The 18,337-nt window shown below is 70.2% G+C and carries 16 protein-coding genes; 8 read left to right on the top strand and 8 right to left on the bottom strand.

All coding sequences use genetic code 11. The features are described from left to right. Nucleotides 1-42: 42 nt before the first annotated feature. From ACIBZJ_RS00130 to ACIBZJ_RS00160, 7 genes are read right to left on the bottom strand one after another with little or no spacing between them, the layout of a single operon-like run. Nucleotides 43-903 carry an SMP-30/gluconolactonase/LRE family protein gene (locus tag ACIBZJ_RS00130; protein ID WP_395923757.1) on the bottom strand — a complete coding sequence of 287 codons (861 nt, stop codon included), beginning with the start codon at nucleotides 901-903 and terminating at the stop codon, nucleotides 43-45. Next, nucleotides 900-1,865: a hypothetical protein gene (locus tag ACIBZJ_RS00135; RefSeq protein WP_395923759.1), complete on the bottom strand. Its 966-nt coding sequence runs from the start codon at nucleotides 1,863-1,865 to the stop codon at nucleotides 900-902. The genes ACIBZJ_RS00130 and ACIBZJ_RS00135 overlap by 4 nt, the downstream gene beginning before the upstream one ends. Then, nucleotides 1,862-2,827, bottom strand: a complete 966-nt coding sequence (locus ACIBZJ_RS00140) for an ABC transporter permease (protein WP_395923761.1) — start codon at nucleotides 2,825-2,827, stop codon at nucleotides 1,862-1,864. The genes ACIBZJ_RS00135 and ACIBZJ_RS00140 overlap by 4 nt, the downstream gene beginning before the upstream one ends. Then, the gene (locus tag ACIBZJ_RS00145) at nucleotides 2,824-4,317 is read right to left on the bottom strand and encodes a sugar ABC transporter ATP-binding protein (protein ID WP_395923762.1); all 1,494 of its coding nucleotides are present in this window, start codon (nucleotides 4,315-4,317) and stop codon (nucleotides 2,824-2,826) included. Before ACIBZJ_RS00145 ends, ACIBZJ_RS00140 begins: the two co-directional genes overlap by 4 nt. Then, entirely contained in the window at nucleotides 4,314-5,351 is a 1,038-nt protein-coding gene (locus tag ACIBZJ_RS00150; protein WP_395923763.1) for a sugar ABC transporter substrate-binding protein, read from the bottom strand. Before ACIBZJ_RS00150 ends, ACIBZJ_RS00145 begins: the two co-directional genes overlap by 4 nt. A 10-nt stretch (nucleotides 5,352-5,361) precedes the next feature. After that, a complete protein-coding gene (locus ACIBZJ_RS00155) occupies nucleotides 5,362-5,895 on the bottom strand; it encodes a cupin domain-containing protein (protein ID WP_395923765.1) in 534 nt (177 codons plus the stop codon). Nucleotides 5,896-5,911: 16 nt separating this feature from the next. Further along, nucleotides 5,912-7,513, bottom strand: coding sequence for a long-chain fatty acid--CoA ligase (locus ACIBZJ_RS00160; protein WP_395925954.1), 1,602 nt, complete (start codon nucleotides 7,511-7,513; stop codon nucleotides 5,912-5,914). Nucleotides 7,514-7,673: 160 nt separating this feature from the next. On the opposite strand from ACIBZJ_RS00160, the gene ACIBZJ_RS00165 reads away from it, so the two are divergent. The 8 genes from ACIBZJ_RS00165 (at nucleotide 7,674) to ACIBZJ_RS00200 (ending at nucleotide 16,579) form a co-directional block, all read left to right on the top strand. Continuing rightward, nucleotides 7,674-9,500: a helix-turn-helix domain-containing protein gene (locus ACIBZJ_RS00165; protein WP_395923767.1), complete on the top strand. Its 1,827-nt coding sequence runs from the start codon at nucleotides 7,674-7,676 to the stop codon at nucleotides 9,498-9,500. Nucleotides 9,501-9,692: 192 nt separating this feature from the next. Then, nucleotides 9,693-11,315, top strand: a complete 1,623-nt coding sequence (locus ACIBZJ_RS00170) for a tannase/feruloyl esterase family alpha/beta hydrolase (protein ID WP_395923769.1) — start codon at nucleotides 9,693-9,695, stop codon at nucleotides 11,313-11,315. Then, complete coding sequence (locus ACIBZJ_RS00175; protein WP_395923771.1) at nucleotides 11,312-12,070, top strand: ABC transporter ATP-binding protein; 759 nt, start codon at nucleotides 11,312-11,314, stop codon at nucleotides 12,068-12,070. Before ACIBZJ_RS00170 ends, ACIBZJ_RS00175 begins: the two co-directional genes overlap by 4 nt. Continuing rightward, nucleotides 12,063-12,755 (top strand): ABC transporter ATP-binding protein, encoded by a 693-nt coding sequence (locus tag ACIBZJ_RS00180; protein ID WP_395923773.1) that lies wholly within the window; start codon nucleotides 12,063-12,065, stop codon nucleotides 12,753-12,755. The genes ACIBZJ_RS00175 and ACIBZJ_RS00180 overlap by 8 nt, the downstream gene beginning before the upstream one ends. Nucleotides 12,756-12,777: 22 nt before the next feature. Then, on the top strand, nucleotides 12,778-14,016 hold the full coding sequence (locus ACIBZJ_RS00185) for an ABC transporter substrate-binding protein (RefSeq protein WP_395923775.1): 1,239 nt from the start codon (nucleotides 12,778-12,780) through the stop codon (nucleotides 14,014-14,016). Then, entirely contained in the window at nucleotides 14,013-14,885 is an 873-nt protein-coding gene (locus tag ACIBZJ_RS00190) for a branched-chain amino acid ABC transporter permease (RefSeq protein ID WP_395925956.1), read from the top strand. Before ACIBZJ_RS00185 ends, ACIBZJ_RS00190 begins: the two co-directional genes overlap by 4 nt. Continuing rightward, nucleotides 14,882-15,874 carry a branched-chain amino acid ABC transporter permease gene (locus ACIBZJ_RS00195; RefSeq protein ID WP_395923777.1) on the top strand — a complete coding sequence of 331 codons (993 nt, stop codon included), beginning with the start codon at nucleotides 14,882-14,884 and terminating at the stop codon, nucleotides 15,872-15,874. The genes ACIBZJ_RS00190 and ACIBZJ_RS00195 overlap by 4 nt, the downstream gene beginning before the upstream one ends. Nucleotides 15,875-15,889: 15 nt before the next feature. Then, nucleotides 15,890-16,579, top strand: a complete 690-nt coding sequence (locus ACIBZJ_RS00200) for a TetR/AcrR family transcriptional regulator (RefSeq protein WP_395923779.1) — start codon at nucleotides 15,890-15,892, stop codon at nucleotides 16,577-16,579. Nucleotides 16,580-16,624: 45 nt separating this feature from the next. Here the strand turns inward: ACIBZJ_RS00200 and ACIBZJ_RS00205 are convergent, their stop codons facing one another. After that, complete coding sequence (locus ACIBZJ_RS00205; RefSeq protein ID WP_395923781.1) at nucleotides 16,625-18,325, bottom strand: IlvD/Edd family dehydratase; 1,701 nt, start codon at nucleotides 18,323-18,325, stop codon at nucleotides 16,625-16,627. Nucleotides 18,326-18,337: the final 12 nt, after the last annotated feature.

An 18,337-nucleotide genomic window follows, 5' to 3' on the forward strand; every position in this document is an offset into this window, starting at 1 on the left:
CTCGAATGTGCCGATCAGACCCTACAACCGGCCCTCCCGACGTCAGCATCGCGGCTGGTCGGCCCCCGGCACGTCGACGTCGACCGCCTCGACCCGACCGGCGCGGACTCCGGTCTCGGACGGCTGCCAGCTGTTGGCCGTGAGCAGGTACAGGGTCCGTCCGTCGGCGCCGCCCAGCGTGCAGTCGGCCGGTGCCCGGTCGCCGACCTCGATCCGGTCGGTGACGTCGCCTCCCTCGGTCACGCGCAGGAACCGCCCGTTGCTGATGTCCGCCACCCAGACGCCGCTCTCGACGTCGACGCACAGGCCGTCCGGGGTGGCGCCGGCCGGCAGCGGTGCCCAGACCCGTTTGTCGAGCAGGTCCCCGGCGTCCGCGATCGTGAACGCCGTCAGCCGTGCCGCCCACGTTTCGGCGACGACGAGAGTGCGCGATCCGGGCAGCACCACCGAGCCGTTCGGGAACACCAGATCGTCGCGCACGATCCGCGCGTCACCGTTGGGCTCCAGCACGAAGATCGGACCGGGGCGCTGCGGAGCGTCCGCATAGAGGTCGTAACCGAAACCACCGACGTAGGCGCGGCCGTCGCCGTCGACGACCATGTCGTTGATCGGGGCATCGGTGTAGCCGGACAGATCGGCGAAGACGCTCTGGGTTCCGGCCGGGTCGACCCGGATCACCAGCCGGCGGGTCATCGAACTGACGAGCAGGGAGCCGTCGGAAGCCCAGCCGAGGCCGGACGGCTGGTCGTCGATGCGGGCGACGATCTCCGGCGGCTTCCCGGAGACCGGGTCGGCCCGGAAGATCTCGCCGGTGTGCATGTCGGAGAACCAGAGCCGTCCGTCCCTCCAGCGGGCGCCCTCGGGGAACCGGAGTCCGTCGTACACCACCGTGGGAGCGCTCAACGCAAGGCCTTTCCGAGTCGGACCACGCCGCGACGCAGGCCGGGCGCGTCGACGGCGACCACCCCCGCGAGCAGCAGGGCATAGAACAGCTGACTGACGTACGTGGGCAGCGCGGCCACCGTCACGATCTGGGCCAGGAACGCGATCGTCAGCGCCCCGGCGAGCAGGCCCAGGACGCTTCCCCGCCCGCCGGCCAGCGAGACGCCGCCGAGCAGGGCCGCCACGGCCGCGAGGATCAGCGGCTGGACCCCCGGGTCGGGGTTGGCCGAGCCGAGGCTGAAGTTCAGCAGCGCACCGCCACCGGCCGCGAGCAGACCGGAGAGCGCGAACAGGCCGACGAGCAACCGGTCGTCGCGTACGCCGGAGACCCGGCTCGCCCGCCGGTCGCCGCCGATCGCCCGGATCTCCCGTCCCCAGCGGGTACCGGCCAGAACAACGGCCAACAGCACGAAGACGACGAGGACGAGCAGGCTGCGCGGGGAGAACACCTGGAGGATCGGCCGGTCCACCCAGAGCGTGACGCCGGCGTTGTCGAACGTCTTGCTCAAGCCTCCCGACAGGGAGCTGGTCAGCCCCAGCAGGCTGATGTAGGTCGCCAGCGTCACCGGCATCGACGAGATGCGGAACCGCGCGATGATGACGCCCTGCACGACGCCGACGGCGACTCCGGCGGCCAGTGCCAGGGCCAGACCGAGCGTCCAGTGCCCCTGCCCGTAGGTCACCGCGAGCATCCCGCCGAACGCGTAGGTGCCGACGACGGAGAGGTCGAACTCGCCGGCGATCATCGTCAGCCCGAGCGCCAGGATCAGCGGCCCCAGCCGGGCCAGCACCTGCAGCGCGTTGTAGGCGTCGAACGGCGTCAGCAGCTGGCCGGTACGCAGCGGGAGGGCCAGGAAGAGGACGATCGTGACGCCGAGCGCGACGCCGGGAACGAGCACTTCGGGCCGGGAATGCCGGATCATGGGCGGCCTCTCGTCGTGCGAAGGTGCACCACGAGGATCACGGCCAGGACGATCAGGCCCTTCACCATGATCTGGGCGCCCGTGCTGTATCCGCGGAGCAGCAGGATGTCGGAGACCGTCGCGATCAGGAGCACGCCGGCCAGCGTCCGCCACGCCGAACCCTTGCCTCCCGCGATCGGCGTCCCACCGGCGAGAACCGCGGCGATGGCGTCGAACGTGAGCGTCCCGCCGAGGTTGATGTTCGCGCTGGTGTTGAACGCGCCGCTGAACGCGGCGGCGACCGCGAACAGCACGCCGGCCAGGACCCAGGCGACCGTCACCACCCGGCCGACCGGCAGGCCCGCGGCGCGGGCCGCCGGCCGGTTCTCCCCGACGAGGTAGAGCAGGCGGCCGAAGACGCTGCGGTCGAGGATCGCCTGCAGTGCGACGGTGAGCAGCACCATCGCGCAGACGCTGAGCGGGATACCTCCGGGTGTCGCGTTCAGCACGGTGTAGCCGGTGCCGGTGGGGTATACCGAGGTGCCGCCGCCGATCCAGGTGGCCAGGCCGGTCAGCGCGAAGCTGGCGGCGATGGTCAGGACGATCGGGTTGGCCGCTCCGTACCCCACGACCAGACCCTGGACCCCGCTGATCACCGCGCCCACGACGAGCGTCGCGATCAGGGCGACGACCAGGCCGGACGACTGCGTGGCCAGGAAGACCATGGCGCTGACCGCCACGGACTGCGAGATGGCCAGCGAGACCGACGTGCCCCCGATCACGATCAGGGTCAGTCCCAGCCCGGCGATGCCGATCAGGCTGGCCGAGTTGAGGATGGCCTTGAGGTTGTCGAAGCTCAGGAAGCGGTGGGTCGACGCCCCGGCGAGGAGGAGCGCGACGAGCGCCGCGACGGCGAGGACGCCGGACCAGTGCGGACGGCCGACGCGGCGGCGGCCGGCCGGCTCGGCGGTGACCGCGCTCATCCGGGCTCCGTGCCGTGGGTCATCTCGTAGAGGAGGACGTCGCCCGGCACGGCCTCGTCGTGCCGCCGCACGATCCGGCCCTGGTACATCGTGAGCACGACGTCGGCCAGGTCGACCAGCTCGTCCAGCTCGGTGGAGGAGAACACGACCGCCACACCCCGGTCGGCGGCGTCCCGGATCAGGCGGTGCACGGCGGCCCGGCCACCGACGTCGACGCCGCGGGTCGGATCGTCGAGCAGGAGGACCCGGGTACCGGGCCGCTCCAGGGAGCGGCCCACGAACGCCTTCTGCTGGTTGCCCCCACTGAGGTTGCGGACCGGCAGACCGAGCCGGCGCACCGGAAAACCGCACAGCTCGGCCATCCGGCTTTCGGTCTCCTTCCAGCGGCGCGTGCTGACCAGACCGAACCGGCTGAGCGCCGGGATCCGGGTCACGAGCAGATTCACCGCAGTGGAGCGGTCGAGGAACAGGCCCTCGGACTTGCGGTCGTTGGACGCGAACGCGACACCGGAGCGGGCCGCGGCGACCGGGTCGGCCGGCCGCAGCCGTCCGTTGCCCACCGTGACCGTGCCCGCCATCGCCGGAAGCAGGCCGGCCACCCCCCGGAGCACGTCCGAGGCGCCGGACCCCAGCTGACCGGCGATCGCGTAGATGGTGCCGGAGCGCACCTGGAGCGAGAGCTCGCCGAAGCGGCCCGGCACGGCGACCGACGTGAGCTCCAGTACCGCGTCCCCGGACCCGGCTTCCGGCCGGATCCGCGGCGCCGCTTCCGGCGTCTCGCCGAGCATGTGCCGGATCAGCACGGGCACGGTCAGCGCGGCGGCGTCGCTCGTCGTGACGACCGCACCGTCGCGCATGACGGTCACCCGGTCGCACAGTTCGAGGACCTCACCCAGGCGGTGCGAGACGAACAGCACCGCGCAGCCGGCCGCGGCCACGCTGCGCACCGCGGCGTAGACGTGCTCGCTCTCGACGTCCGTGAGCGTGGCGGTCGGCTCGTCGAGGATGACCAGCCGGGCGCGCTGGCCCAGCGCCCGGGCGATCTCGACGAGCTGCCGCTCGCCCAGGCCGAGCGTCGAGAGCCGCTGTTCCGGCCGCACGTGGGAGAGCCCGAGATCGTCCAGCATCTGCCGGGCGCGGCGGCGCTGCGCCCGGCGCCGGTTCAGCCAGCCCGCGTCGCGATCGCCCAGGAACAGGTTCTCGCCCACGGTCAGCGACGGAACGACGCTCAGCTCCTGGTCGACCAGCGCGACCCCGGCGGTCTGGGCGTCGCGCCGGGTCTTCAGCTCGACCGGCGTGCCGTCGATCGCGATCGATCCGCCGTCCGGGCTCTGCTGTCCGGAGAGGAGCCGGACCACGGTGCTCTTGCCCGCTCCGTTGTGGCCGCAGAGCGCGTGGACCTCCCCGGCCCGGATGTCCAGGTCCACCCCCCGGATCGCGACCGTGCCGGCGTAGGACTTCGACAACCCTTCGACCTGGATCAGGCTCATGCCTTGCTGCACTGGGCCGCGAACTGATCGACGTTCTTGGCCGTCACCCGCTCCTCGCGGACGGTCTCCTTCTTGGACGGGTTCTCGCCGTTGAAGTACCGGAGGACGTAGTCGGCGGTCTGCTCCGCGATCGTGCCCGGGTCTTCGGTCGCGGTGCCGTAGAGCGTGCCGGCCTTGATCGCGTCGATACCGGCCTTGAAGCAGTTGCTGCTCGTCACGACTAGGCCGTTCTGGCCGGCGACCGGGCAGCCGGCCTGCTTGGCCGACGCGATGATCGGCAGCGCCATGTAGTCGGCCATCCCGTACGCGGCCTGGATGCCGGAGCAGCCGTACTTCGCCAGGAGCTGGGTGGCGATCTGGCCCGACCGGGTCGGGTCCCAGTTGCCGTCCTGGGTTTCCACCACCTGGAACTGCGGCGCGGAGGCCATTTCGGCCTTGAAGCCCTTCATCCGGTCCTGCGTGACCAGCGACGAGGCCGTGCCGGTGATCACGAAGATCTTGCCGGTCTTCTTCCCCTGCGCGGTGAGGCCTTCGACGATGTTCTGCGCGGCGGCCGTTCCCAGCGCGACGTTGTCCGACACGACCTGCATGACGTCGCCGTCGACCTTGGGGTCCGGGCGTCCGTCGAAGACGAGGACCGGGACGCCCGCCTGCTTGGCCTTCTGGATCGGGACCGCCATCGACGTGGTGTCGAGCAGGGCCGTCACGATCAGGTCGGGCTTCTCGGCGATGGCCTGGTTGAAGTTCTGCACGGCAGTACCGGGGTCCATCGTCGTCAGATCCTTGACCTTGACGCCCTTCGCCACCAGCTTCTTGGTGAACACGCCGTTGAAGTAGGCGGCCCACTGGTTGGTGCTGCCGTATCCCACGAAAGCGACGGTCTTCCCCTTCGGGCCGCCCCCGGAGCCGGCGGTCGTGCTCTGCGGGGAACTGGCGCATCCGGCCGCCGCCAGCAGCGCCCCGGTGAGGCCTAAAGCGGTGACGACGCGGCGCCAGGATCTGTGCGCGCTCCGTTGCGCGGTTTCGTGCGGCATGCCGGACTCCCTAAGCACGTGTGGCTCCGATTTGGACGTAACACATCAGCGCCGGCCGATCGCTCTTGTTCTTCCAGGCGTGCCTGGTACCGAGCTGGACCACGCAGGTTCCAGGGGTGAGCGTCACTTCGGCGCCGTGGTCGAGTTCGAGGGACAGTTCGCCCTCGAGGCAGATCGCGTAGTCGACGGTGTCGGTCGTGTGCATCCCGTCGCCGTTCTCCTCGAACGGGTCGAGCAGACCGGGAAGTTTCTCCGCGACCTCGCTCCGGACGCTGTCGGCGTCGGCCGAGGGCTCGTCGGAGTACGGGGCCCAGCGGAGGAACAGCGCCCGGCTGCCCCCGAGACCGGGAAAGTACGGCCGCAGGACCGGCGCCGGGTCCTTCTCGCCGACCGTGGCGACTCCGTCCTGGGTACCCCACAGCAGGTAGAAGTCGGCGCCGGGCAGCGCCTGGACCGAGACGGCCTCGGGGCGGCGATCCTCCACGAAGACGGCATCGCCGTCGTCGTTGTGCCCGGTGACGATCAAGCGCGGTTCAATCGGCATGGCAGACTCTTTTCGATCACTCGGCTAGCCGGCGGCGTAACGCTTGTTTCGACCATTTGCCCGTGGCGGTCTTGGGGATCTCGTCGAGCAGCTCGATGCGCTCGGGGATCCACCACGAGGCCACCCGGCCGCGTAAATGGGCGCGGACGTCGTCCCCGGTGAGGACCACCCCCGCGGCGGGAACGACGCAGGCCACCGGCCGCTCGCCCCACCGCGGATCGGCGACGCCCACCACGGCCGCCTCCCTGACCCGGGGATCGGCCATGATCGCGTTCTCGAGCGCGACCGAGGAGATCCACTCGCCGCCCGACTTCACCAGGTCTTTGGTGCGGTCGACGATGCGGAGATAGCCCCACTCGTCGATCGTGGCCACGTCGCCGGTGCGCAACCAGCCGTCGCCGGTGAAGGAGTCCGCGCCCGGGTCCGCGCCGAAATACGCGCTCGCGATCGTCGCTCCGGCGACCTGCAACTCGCCCGGGGTGCTCCCGTCGCGCGGCTGCAGCGTGCCTTCGTCGGAGACGACACGCATCTCGGTCAGCGGCACCGCCGGACCGGGGGTGCCGAGCAGGAGCCGCCGTTCGTCGCCGGTCAGGCCGTCGTGATGCGTCGCCAGGCGGGAGGTCGTGACGACGGGACTGGTCTCCGTCATCCCCCAGGCGTTGGTCAGCGGGATCCCGATGATCCGCTCGTAGGTGCTCGACAGGGCGTCGTCGACGGCGCCGCCACCGCACGCGATGTGGCGGAGGCTGCCCAGGTCGTGGGCGGCCAGCACCGGAATCAGATCCCGCCAGACCGTCGCGACGGCGGCGGAGAACGTGACCCGGTGACGGGAGAGCAGCGTGACCAGCTCTTCCGGACCGGTGGCCGGCCCGGGCAGGACGAGATCGGCACCGCACTGCATCGCGGCGTAGGGGAGCCCCCACGCGTTCACGTGGAACATCGGCACGATCGGCGCGACGACGTCCTTCTCGCTCAGCGCGAAGACGTCGGCACCGAGCAGCAGCAGGCTGTGCAGGACGACCGACCGGTGGCTGTAGAGGACCCCTTTGGGATTGCCGGTCGTTCCCGAGGTGTAGCAGAGCGACGCGGCCGCGTTCTCGTCATCGAGGGCGGGGGCGGGCGAGTCGTCGCTCTGTTCGGCGAGAAGGTCCTCGTAGTCGAGGATGCGGGGGTCGTCCGGGAGCGGGAAATCTCCGCCGTCGTCCATGACGACGATGTGCCGGATCGAGGTGAACGACGAGACCAACGGCCAGACCACCGGCAGGATCGTCCGGTCGACGAAGAGCACGTCGTCGGCGGCGTCGTTGACGATGAACGTGACCTGCTCGCCGTAGAGACGGTGATTGATCGTGTGCAGGATCCGTCCCGAGCCGGGGATTCCGAGGTAGAGCTCGAGATGACGCTGGCTGTTCCAGGCGAACGTGCCCACGCACGCCCCGACCGGCACCTCGAGGCGGTCGAGTACTCGCATCAGCCGGCGGACGCGCGGCGCGACCTCGCTCCACGTCGAGACGGTTCCGGAGGCGCCGGTGATGATCCGCTTGTGGCCGAAGTTGGTCTCGACGCGCGACAACAGCGTCGGAATCGTCAGCGGGCGGTCCTGCATCAGGCCGCGCATCACGTGTGTCAACTGCATGCCTCCGAGCGCGTTGTGGCGCGGGTCACACCCGTGTCTCGCTGAACTCTAGGTGTGTCACGACGTCCCGGTGAGGGAAGATCTCTCCACTTCCGTAGCCATGGCAGTAGAAGAATCTCCCACCTCGGAGGCGGGTCGAGTGATGAGCGAGGCACCCGGTCGCCGGACGTCGAGCCCGGATCTCGCGTCCTACCGTCTCCGGCGTGAGCGCGAACTCGGCGCCCTCTACGCCACCGCGCGATCGCTGACCGCGCTGGGGGAGATCGACGCCGTGCTGGAGTCGATCGTGCGCGAGGCGCACGAACTGGTCGGTACGGATTTCACGTACCTCTCGCTCGTCGGCGCCGACGGCAAGCTGACGCTGAAGGCCTCCCAGGGCACGATCTCGTCGACGTTCAACGACGCCAGCGTGCCCCCGGGCACCGGCGTGGGAGGCCGGGTCATCGCCACGGGTGCGCCGGCTTGGGTGAGCAACTACCTCAAGACCCGCGACGTCCCGCACGACCAGACGTTCGACGGTCTCGTCGTTCCGGAAGGCATGGTCGCGCTGCTCGGCGTTCCCCTGCTGGTGGGCGAGAACGTGATCGGCGTGCTGTTCGCCGCCGACCGCACCGAGCGGCCCTTCGAGCACGACGAGGTGGCGCTGCTCAGCGCGTTCGCCGATCACGCGGCCGTCGCGCTCAACAACGCGCGGCTGTACGACGAGAGCCGCTCCGCCCTCAAGCAGTTGCAGGCGGCTTTCGTCACCATCGAACAGCAGGTCGCGGTGACCGAACGGGCCCAGGCCGTCCACGAAGCCCTCACCGGCGTGGTGCTGAAGGGGGGCGGCGCCGACGAGATCGCCCGGCTGCTGGTCGAGCACCTGCGGGGCGAGGTCACGGTCCTCGACCGGGCCGGCGCGATCGTCGCCGGCTGCGCGGTCGGTGCGGCGATCGAGCGCCCCACGCCCTTGACCTCGGCCGGCCCCTTGACCTCGGCTTACCCCTCGACCTCGGCCGACGTCGTCGAGCAGGCGCGCCGGACCGGGCGGTGGGCCACCGCCACCGACGGTGCCGGGACGTGGCACAGCGCCGCCACGGTCCAAGCGGGCGACACCTACCTCGGGGCGCTCCTGCTGGCCCGCGCCGAAGAGCCCACCGCGGTCGACATGCGCACGCTGGAGCGGGCCGCCCAGATCATGGGGCTGCTCATCCTCAAGGAGACCGCGGTCGCCGAAGCCGAGGAACGGGTCAGCGGCGGTCTGCTGTCGGAACTCCTGGTCTCCGGCGCGCCGGTCGGCCCGGCCCAGCGTGCGCGGGCGCACGCCCGGGGTGTGGACATCACCGCGCTGAACGTCGTCGTGGTCGCGAAGTCGGAGACCAGGCCGGCCTCCGATCTCGGCCGCCGGCTGCACGCGATGTCGGCGGAGTGGAAGGGCCTGGCCGGTGAGCACCTGGGCCGCGCGACCCTGCTCGCGGCTTCGCCGGATGCCGCGGGACTCGCCGACGTCATCCACGGTCGCCTCCGCCGGGAACTGGGCTCGGCGGTCCGGGTCGTCGCGGAAACGGCGGAGGCCGGCAACTGGGGCCGGGCGTTCGAGATCGCCGGCCGGTGCTGCGACCTCATGCAGCGGCTGGGCGTGACGGACCGGGGATCGACGGCCGCGCCGTACGCCATGTTCGCCCTGTTGTTCGACGCGAACCGCGCGCCGGACCTCGACCGGTTCCTCGCCGACGCGCTGACCGCGCTCCTGGCCCACGACGCGCAGAAGTCGACGCGGCTCGTGGCCACCCTGTCGTCGTACTTCGAGAACTCCGGCAACCTCACCCGCACGGCCGCGGCGCTGCACATCCACCTGAACACGTTGCTGAAGCGGCTGGAGCGCGTCGAGAGCCTCCTGGGGACGGATTGGCGCGCCCCGGACCGGGCGCTGCAACTGCAGGTGGCACTGCGGCTGCACGGTCTGCGCACTCAGCTCGACCGGCCCTGACCGGTCTCCGGCCGACCTCGGCCGGCCGTCCGATCCGGACTCCTTTTCCTCTGTGGAGGCTTGCGGAGAGTTGTGACGGCTGACACAGTGTCTGGCACCCAGTGTCGCCTATGGACGAAACCATGGCACGGGGTGCTTACCTGGAGGTGCCCAATGAGGACGCTGATACCAGTTCGTCGGCAATTAACCCGAATGACTCTCGGTGCCATCCTGGTCACCGCAGTGGTCGGCGCGACAGCGGTCGTCGGCCCCGTCTCCGCTACCGCGGCGGCGAGCCGGGACCCGAGATGTGCGGAGCTGGCGGCGAGCGCGATCCCGGCGTCGGCGATCAGCTTGCCGACCCGGGGTGGCCGGGTCGAGTCGGCGTCCGCGGCGACCAAGGTCGTGAACGGCACGACGATCGAGTACTGCAGCGTCCGCGCGTCGCTCTTCCCGATCGACCGGTCCGCTCCCGACATCCGGTTGCAACTCGGGCTTCCGGACGGCTGGAACGGCAACTCGATGATGTTCGGCGGCGGCGGGTACGACGGCACGATTCCCGACGTCACCCAGAACGTGCCGTTCGGCCGTCCCGATCAGCCGACGCCGCTGGCCCGGGGGTATGCGACGTACGGGAGCGACTCGGGCCATCAGGCCGGTCCGACCGGGTCGCTGGACGGATCGTTCGGCACGAACGACGAGGCGCTGCGGAATTTCGCGGCCGGTGACGCGCTCAAGAAGACCCACGACGCGGCGAGGTACCTGATCCGTCTCGGCTACGGCACGGGACCGGGCCGGGCGTTCTTCGCCGGCGGCTCGACCGGCGGCCGCGAGGCGCTGGTCGTCGCGCAACGATGGCCGGACGCGTTCGACGGCGTCATCTCCGCCTATCCGGCCTGGAACAACGCGGCCGAGATTCTGTATCTCGGCTACCTGGCGCGCCTCATGGCCCGCCCCGGTGCGTTTCCCGGGCCGGACAAGCAGACCCTCGTCTACAACAGCGTCATGGCGGCCTGTGACGGGCGCGACGGGGTCAAGGACACCATCATTTCCGACGAGGAAGGCTGCCATTTCGATCCCCGGGTCCTGCGCTGCCCCACGGGTGCCGACACCGGACCGACCTGCCTTTCCGATCTGCAGATCACCTCGGTGATCGCGGCGTCCACACCGTTCCGCTGGCCGTACCGCCTCGCCAGCGGCGAGCGGCAGTACCCCGGCTTCCCCGTTCTCTCGGGCGCCGACATGCGGACGCCCTATCTGGGATTCGGCATCACCGCGCCCGCCGACCCGATGCCGGCGACCAGCGGGTACGGATTCCAGTTCTGGGATCAATGGGTGAAGTATTCCGTGACCAGGAATCCCGGCTACCACTCACTCGACCTCGATCCGGCGCGGCCGGGGAAATGGCTTTCCCGAATCAGCGATCTCTCCACGATCCAGGATCGCAACAATGCCGACCTGCGTCCGTTCGCGCGTTCCGGCGGCCGGTTGCTCGTTCTCCACGGCGCCGCGGACGAACTGGTCTCGCACCGTTCGACGAACGACTACTACGAGCGGGTACTCGATACGGTAGGCGCCGGGCAGACCGAGAAATTCCTCCGGTACTACCTCGTACCGGGGGCGAATCACGCCAACTTCGGTGCCCCGGCGTTCGCCGCCGGTTGGGACTCGCTGTCCGCACTCGAGCAATGGGTCGGGAACGGACGGGCGCCGGTCGCGCCGGTGGCCGCCGACACCAGGAACGGCCGGACGCGCCCGCTCTGCGAGTACCCGCGCTGGCCGAAGTACCGCTCGGGCGATCCGGAGAGCGCCCAGAGCTTCGTGTGCGCGCGATGACGTCTCCGGTGGCGGTGCGTGCGCGTGCCCTGACCAAGGAGTTCCGGGGCTTCCGCGCGGTCGACTCGGTGGACCTGGAGGTTCGCGAGGGCAGCGTGCACGCGCTGGTGGGCCCCAACGGCGCGGGCAAGACCACGTTGTTCAACCTCTTGACCGGCTTCCTCTCGCCGACGTCCGGAACGATCGCGGTCTTCGGCGAGGACGTCACCGGCCGGCCGCCCGAGCAGGTCGCGCGCCGGGGCGTGGCCCGCTCGTTCCAGATCACCAGCCTGTTCGAGACGCTGACGAGCCGCGAGCACGTGGAGCTGGCTCTGCAGGGCCTCACCGGGCAGGGGTTCCGATTCTGGCGGTCGGAGAAGCTGCTGGGCCGCAACCGGGCCCGGGTGGAGGAACTGCTCGCGCAGGTGGGGCTCGCGACGCTGGCCGACAAGCCGGTCGGAGTGCTCGCCTACGGACAGAAGCGCGCGCTCGAGCTGTCACTGGTGCTGGCGCTGGATCCCTCCGTGATGCTCCTCGACGAGCCCACGGCCGGAATGGGGATCGAGGACGTCGACCGCACGATCGAGCTGATCCGGCGCATCGCCGACGGCCGCACCGTGGTCTTCGTCGACCACAACATGCACGTCGTCGGCAGCCTGGCGGACCGGGTCACGGTGCTGCAGCAGGGCCGGATCCTGGCGGAGGGTGACTACGACGAGGTCCGCAACGACGAGCGGGTCATCACCGCCTACCTGGGCGAGGCCGACCATGCTTGAGGTCACCGGCCTGACCGCGTGGTACGGCCAGGCCCAGGCGCTGCACGGGGTGGACCTCCGGGTGGGCGAGGGCGAGGTCGTCGCGCTCGCCGGACGCAACGGCGCCGGGAAGACCACCCTGGTGCGGTGCCTGATCGGACTGCACCGGCAGGCCGGCGGCACCGTGGGCTTCCTCGGCCGCGACGTCACCCGCCTGCCGGCCCACCAGCGGGCCCGGGCCGGCCTGGGCTGGGTCCAGGACGACCGCGGCATCTACGGCGGCCTGACGGTCGAGGAGAACCTGCTCCTGCCGCCCGCGGTCTCCGACCGGGCCTGGACGCTCGAGCGGGTCTACCAGGAGTTCCCCGCGCTCGCCGCCCGCCGCAGGTCCTGGGGCACCACGTTGTCGGGCGGGGAGCAGCAGATGCTGGCCATCGCCAGAGTGCTGCGGACCGGCGCCCGGCTGCTGCTGATGGACGAACCCTCCGAGGGTCTGGCGCCGGTGATCGTGGCCCGGATCGGGGCGATCATCCGCGAGATCAAGGCGACCGGCGTCGGCGTGCTGCTGATCGAGCAGAACGTCAAGTTCGCCGCCACGGTCGCCGACCGGCACTACCTGCTCAGCCAGGGCCGCATCGTCGAAAGTCTCGACAACTCCGAATTCCAGCGCCGCGAGGGCGAGCTACTCAAGCACCTCGGCATCTGACCTCTCGATGTGGAGAACCACGATGAAGAGCAAACGACTCCTGGCCGGGGCCGTGTCGGCCGTACTCCTGCTCGGCGCCTGCGGCGAAGGCGGTCCCGGTGCGTCCGGTGGTGATTTCACCGGGAACAAACTGGTGCTGGCGGTGCTCAACGACCAGTCCGGGATCTACAAGGACGCGTCGGGGCCCAACTCCGTCAAGGCGGTCGAGATGGCCGTGGCCGACTACCGGAAGAAGTACGGCGACAAGGCGGTCGTCGACAAGATCGAGGTGACGTCGGCCGACCACCAGAACAAGCCCGACATCGCGAACACCAAGGCGTCGGAGCTGTACGAGCGCGGGGGAGCGGACGTCATCCTCGACGTGCCGACCTCGTCCGCCGCTCTGGCCGTCGCCACGCAAGCCAAGAACCACAAGAAGCTCTTTCTGGACGTGAGCGCGGCGACGACCGCGCTGACCGGCGTCCAGTGCAACAAGTACACGTTCCAGTGGGCCTACAACACGTACATGCTCGCGAACGGCACCGGAACCACGGTGACCCGGAACGGAGGCAAGAACTGGACGATCATCTACCCCGACTACGAGTTCGGTCAGAACATGACCAAGTCGTTCACCGCCGCGATCAAGAAGGCGGGCGGCGCGGTGCAGGGCAGCATCCCGACGCCGTTCCCGAACGAGAACTTCGCGACGTTCCTCACCAAGGCCGGCAGCACCAACCCCGACGTGATCGGCACGATGCACGCGGGCGGTGACCTGATCAACCTGGTCAAGCAGTTCAACGAGTCCGGGCTGAAGGAGAAGGGCGTCGAGCTGGCGGTCGGGCTGATGCTCATCAACGACATCCACTCGCTGGGCGTCGAGCAGTTCGCCGGCACGATGTTCACCGACGCCTGGTACTGGAACATGGACGCCGAATCGCGTGCGTGGGCAGACCGGTTCCTCAAGGAGACGGGTGCCCGCCCGAGCTTCGAACACGCCGGCAACTACTCCGCGGCGCTCCAGTACCTGGAGGCGGTCCAGGCGGCGGGCACCGACGACGCCGACGCGGTCGTCGGCAAGCTCGAGGGCAAGAAGATCAACGACGTGTTCCTGCGCAACGGCGAAGTCCGGGCCAAGGACCACTCCGTCGTCCACGACGCGTACCTCGTCCGGGTGAAGAAGCCGTCGGAGGTCACGGAGGACTGGGACTACGAGGAGATCGTCACCACGATTCCAGCCGCGAAAGCATTCGCCCCCGCCGACGCGTCCGCGTGCTCGAGGTGAACGAAGTACTGCAGTACGTGGTACAGGGCCTGGCGGCCGGCAGCTTCTACGCGCTGGCCGCCCTCGGGCTGGCGATCATCTTCGGCGTCCTGGGCGTGGTGAACTTCGCCCACGGCGCGTTCTACATGCTCGGCGCGGTCACGGCGGCCGTGCTGCTCGACTCCTTCGACCTCTCGCTGTGGTGGTCGCTGGTGCTGGTGCCGGTGCTGATGTTCGCGTTCGGCGTCGTCGTGGAGCGGTTGCTGGTGCAGTGGCTGCTCCGGCTCGACCCGCTCTACAACTTCCTGCTGACGTTCGGCCTGACGCTGGTCCTCGTCGAGGTGGTCAAGCAGAGATACGGCGTCTCCGGGCTGCCGTACGAACTCCCCGGCGCGCTCCGGGGACGCGTCGATCTGGCCGGCGTCGTGCTGCCGCGCTACCAGCTGTTCGTGCTGCTGGCCTCCGCGGTGATCTGCGTGCTGGTCTGGCTGGTGATGACGCGCACCCGGGTCGGCATGATCGTCCGGGCGTCGACCGAGAAACCCGAGCTCGCCCGCGCGCTGGGGATCGACGTGGGCCGCTGGGTGACGCCGGTCTTCGGCTTCGGCGTCGCGCTGGCCGGGCTGGCCGGTGTGCTCGCGGCACCGTTCCGGGCGATCACCGCCGACATGGGCAACAACTTCGCGATCATCCTGTTCGCGGTCGTGGTCATCGGCGGGCTCGGGTCGATCGTCGGCGCGGTCGTCGCCGGCTACCTGGTGGGCCTGGTCGAGGCGTTCGGCCAGGCGTACGCCCCGACGTTCGCGCAGATCCTGATCTTCGTCCTGATGGCCCTGGTCATCCTGATCCGGCCCGCCGGGCTGTTCGGACGCCGGGAGGCAACGGCATGACGGTTACCGAGGCGCCGGTCACCCGGGCGGACGCCCCCGCCGCGGGGCGAAGTCCACGGCTGCGGTGGGCCCTGCTGGCCGTGGGCCTGGTGGCCGCGCTGGCGCTGCCCTGGTTCGTGTATCCACCGGTGGCGATGGACATCGTGGCGATGGCGCTGTTCGCGATCGCCCTCGACATCCTGCTCGGCTACACCGGCCTGCTCTCCTTCGGACACGCTGCGTTCTGGGGCAGCTCGGCGTACGTGACCGGGCTGATCGCCACGCACTACGGGGTGCCGTTCCCGCTGGCCGTGCTCGGCGGCGCGGTGTTCGCGATGGTGCTCGCCCTACCTCTCGGATATCTGTCGGTGCGCCGGTCCGGGATCTACTTCGCGATGGTGACGCTCGCGTTCGCGCAGATGGTCTACTTCGTCGGCTACCAGTGGAGCGGCCTGACCGGCGGCGAGAACGGGCTGCAGGGCGTGCCCCGGAGCTTCTTCGGCATCGAGCCGGTGGAGACCGAGTCGTTCTACTTCTACTACGCGGCCCTGCCGATCCTGCTGCTCGGCATGTGGCTGGCCTGGCGGATCGTGCACTCGCCGTTCGGCCGGGTCCTGGTGTCTATCCGCGACAACACCGCGCGGGCCCGTGCGCTCGGCTACGAGGTGGAGAAGTACAAGCTCCTCGCGTTCGTGCTCTCCGCCGGGCTGACCGGCCTGGCCGGCGGGGTGTTCGCCATCAACCACGGTTTCGTCGCGCTGACCGAGCTGCACTGGAGCACCTCGGGCGAGGTCGTGCTGATGACCGTGCTGGGCGGCATCGGCACGCTGTGGGGAGGAATCCTGGGTGCGCTCCTGGTCGTGATGCTCGCCGACTACCTCGCGTCGTCCGGCTTCCACGGCATCGACCTGGTCACCGGCTCGGTCTTCGTCCTCGTCGTGCTGCTCTTCCGCCGTGGGATCTGGGGTACCGTTCGGCACCAATGGCTGACCCGCCGCAGCCGTGACTGAGGAGAGGGCCTGCCGGTGGTGACCTCGCGCAAGATCCTCGAGATCAAGTACCGGATCTCGGAGACGGCGATGGCCCTGTTCCTCGACGAGGGATACGCGAACGTCACGGTGGAAGCCGTCGCGGAGGCCTCCGACGTGTCCCGTCGCACCGTCTTCCGGCATTTCGAGAGCAAAGACGAACTCGTGTTTCCCGACCACGCCGAGCGGCTCGGGCTGGTCGAGCGTTGCCTGGTCGAGTCCGCCCCCGACGCGGATCCGGTGGAGGTCGTCATCGCCGCTACCGAGGAGTCGCTGCGCGAGTTCATCAGCCGGCCCGACCTCGTCCTGCGCCGATACCAGCTGACGCGGGTGGTGCCCGAGTTACGCAAGCGCGAGGTGATCGAGCACGAGCGGTACGTGGCGCTGACGAGGTCGTTCCTGCGGGACCACCTGGCGCCCGACGCACCGCCGTTCCAGCCGATGGGTCTCGCCGCCCTCATCGACGCGATCCACCGTTCCGCGCTCGGCAACTGGGTGCGCACCGGCGGCACGACCGACCCGCTCGCCGAGCTGGCGGCGGGCATGGAGTGGGTTCGCCGTCTCGTCGACCACCAGTCGACGTTCTCGGCCACGCCGTTGCTGCTCGCGGTGATTCCCGATTCGCCGCACGCCCGCCGCGTCCTGACGTCGTTGACCGGCGAAGGGGAGGAACTGCGTCCGCCGTGACGCACCCGGCGTGAGGACTCTCGGTCCGGGCTCGCGGGCCCGGCGTCAGTGGGACTCGCGGGTGACCTCGGAGCCGCTCGACCCCACCAGGAAGTCCATATCCGCACCCTGGTCGGCCTGCTGTACGTGGTCCACGTACAGGCGCTCCCAGCCCCGGCGCGGCGCCGCGAAACCGTCGGTCTTCGGCTGCCGCCGGGCCAGCTCGTCCGCCGGCACCTCGACGTCGATCCGCCGCTGCTCGACGTCCAGGACGATGTAGTCACTGGTCCGCACGAGGGCGAGCGGACCGCCGGCGGCGGCCTCCGGGGCGACGTGCAGGACGACGGTGCCGTAGGCGGTGCCGCTCATGCGGCCGTCGCAGACCCGCACCATGTCGCGGACGCCCTGCTCGAGCAGCTTCCTCGGCAGCGGCATGTTCGAGACCTCGGGCATTCCCGGGTAGCCACGAGGCCCGCACCCGCGCAGGACCAGCACCGACGAGGCGTCCACGTCGAGCGAGGGGTCGTCGATGCGGGCGTGGAAGTCTTCGATGGAGTCGAACACCACCGCGCGGCCGCGGTGTTTCAGCAGGTGCGGTGAGGCCGCGGCCGGCTTGATCAGCGCGCCGGACGGCGCGAGGTTGCCGCGCAGCACGGCGATGCCGCCCTCGGCGACGAGCGGTTCGCCCCGGGACCGGATCACCTCGGCGTCCCAGATCGGGGCGTCGTCCAGATACTCGACCAGCGGCCGGCCGGTGACGGTGAGCGCGTCCGGGTCCAGCAGGTCGCGGACCTCGCGCAGCACGGCGGACAGGCCACCGGCGCGGTGGAAGTCCTCCATCAGGAAGCGTCCGGCCGGAAGCAGGTCGACCAGCACCGGGACGCGGGACCCGATCCGGTCGAAGTCGTCGAGGGTCAGCGGGACGCCGAGGCGGCCGGCGATCGCGAGCAGGTGCACGACCGCGTTGGTGGAGCCCCCGATCGCGGCAAGGGCCACGATCGCGTTGTGGAAGTTCGCCCGGCCCAGGAACGTCGACGGGCGGCGGTCGTCCTCCACCAGTGAGACGGCGAGACGGCCGGTGCCGTGGGCGGCTTCCCGCAGGCGGCTGTCGGGCGCGGGCGTGCCCGCCACGCCCGGCACGATGACGCCGAGCGCCTCGGCGACCAGCGCCATCGTCGACGCGGTACCCATCGTGTTGCAGTGGCCGCGGCTGCGGATCATCGCCGACTCCGACCGGATGAAGTCCGTCTGCGAGAGCGTCCCGGCGCGGACCTCTTCCGACAGGCGCCAGACGTCGGTACCGCAGCCGAGCGGCACACCGCGGAACGTGCCGCTGAGCATCGGGCCGCCGGGGACGACGACGGCGGGGATGTCGACCGAGGCGGCGGCCATCAGCAGCGAGGGGATGGTCTTGTCGCAGCCGCCGAGCAGCACGACCCCGTCGATCGGGTTGGCGCGGAGCATCTCCTCGGTGGCCATCGCGGCCATGTTCCGCCAGAGCATCGCGGTCGGGCGGACGTTCGTCTCGCCGAGCGACACCACCGGCAGCTCGAGCGGGATGCCACCCGCGGCGAACACCCCGTCGCGTACCGACGCGGCGATCTCGGTGAGGTGCGCGTTGCACGGGGTCAGGTCGGACGCGGTGTTGGCGATCGCGATCTGCGGCCGGTGGAAGCCGTCGGACGGGTTGCCCCGCCGCATCCAGGCGCGGTGGATGTAGGCGTTGCGGCTTTCCCCGGCATACCAGTCAGCGCTGCGGAGCTTCATCGACGAAGATTA

The organism is Cryptosporangium sp. NPDC051539, assembly GCF_044454545.1.
GTDB lineage: Bacteria > Actinomycetota > Actinomycetes > Mycobacteriales > Cryptosporangiaceae > Cryptosporangium.

Coding starts and splice junctions, on each gene's coding strand:
- ACIBZJ_RS00135 (WP_395923759.1), bottom strand. CDS start 1,865: ATGATCCGGCATTCCCGGCCCGAAGTGCTCGTTCCCGGCGTCGCGCTC.
- ACIBZJ_RS00140 (WP_395923761.1), bottom strand. CDS start 2,827: ATGAGCGCGGTCACCGCCGAGCCGGCCGGCCGCCGCCGCGTCGGCCGT.
- ACIBZJ_RS00145 (WP_395923762.1), bottom strand. CDS start 4,317: ATGAGCCTGATCCAGGTCGAAGGGTTGTCGAAGTCCTACGCCGGCACG.
- ACIBZJ_RS00150 (WP_395923763.1), bottom strand. CDS start 5,351: ATGCCGCACGAAACCGCGCAACGGAGCGCGCACAGATCCTGGCGCCGC.
- ACIBZJ_RS00155 (WP_395923765.1), bottom strand. CDS start 5,895: ATGCCGATTGAACCGCGCTTGATCGTCACCGGGCACAACGACGACGGC.
- ACIBZJ_RS00160 (WP_395925954.1), bottom strand. CDS start 7,513: ATGCGCGGCCTGATGCAGGACCGCCCGCTGACGATTCCGACGCTGTTG.
- ACIBZJ_RS00165 (WP_395923767.1), top strand. CDS start 7,674: ATGAGCGAGGCACCCGGTCGCCGGACGTCGAGCCCGGATCTCGCGTCC.
- ACIBZJ_RS00170 (WP_395923769.1), top strand. CDS start 9,693: ATGACTCTCGGTGCCATCCTGGTCACCGCAGTGGTCGGCGCGACAGCG.
- ACIBZJ_RS00175 (WP_395923771.1), top strand. CDS start 11,312: ATGACGTCTCCGGTGGCGGTGCGTGCGCGTGCCCTGACCAAGGAGTTC.
- ACIBZJ_RS00180 (WP_395923773.1), top strand. CDS start 12,063: ATGCTTGAGGTCACCGGCCTGACCGCGTGGTACGGCCAGGCCCAGGCG.
- ACIBZJ_RS00185 (WP_395923775.1), top strand. CDS start 12,778: ATGAAGAGCAAACGACTCCTGGCCGGGGCCGTGTCGGCCGTACTCCTG.
- ACIBZJ_RS00195 (WP_395923777.1), top strand. CDS start 14,882: ATGACGGTTACCGAGGCGCCGGTCACCCGGGCGGACGCCCCCGCCGCG.
- ACIBZJ_RS00205 (WP_395923781.1), bottom strand. CDS start 18,325: ATGAAGCTCCGCAGCGCTGACTGGTATGCCGGGGAAAGCCGCAACGCC.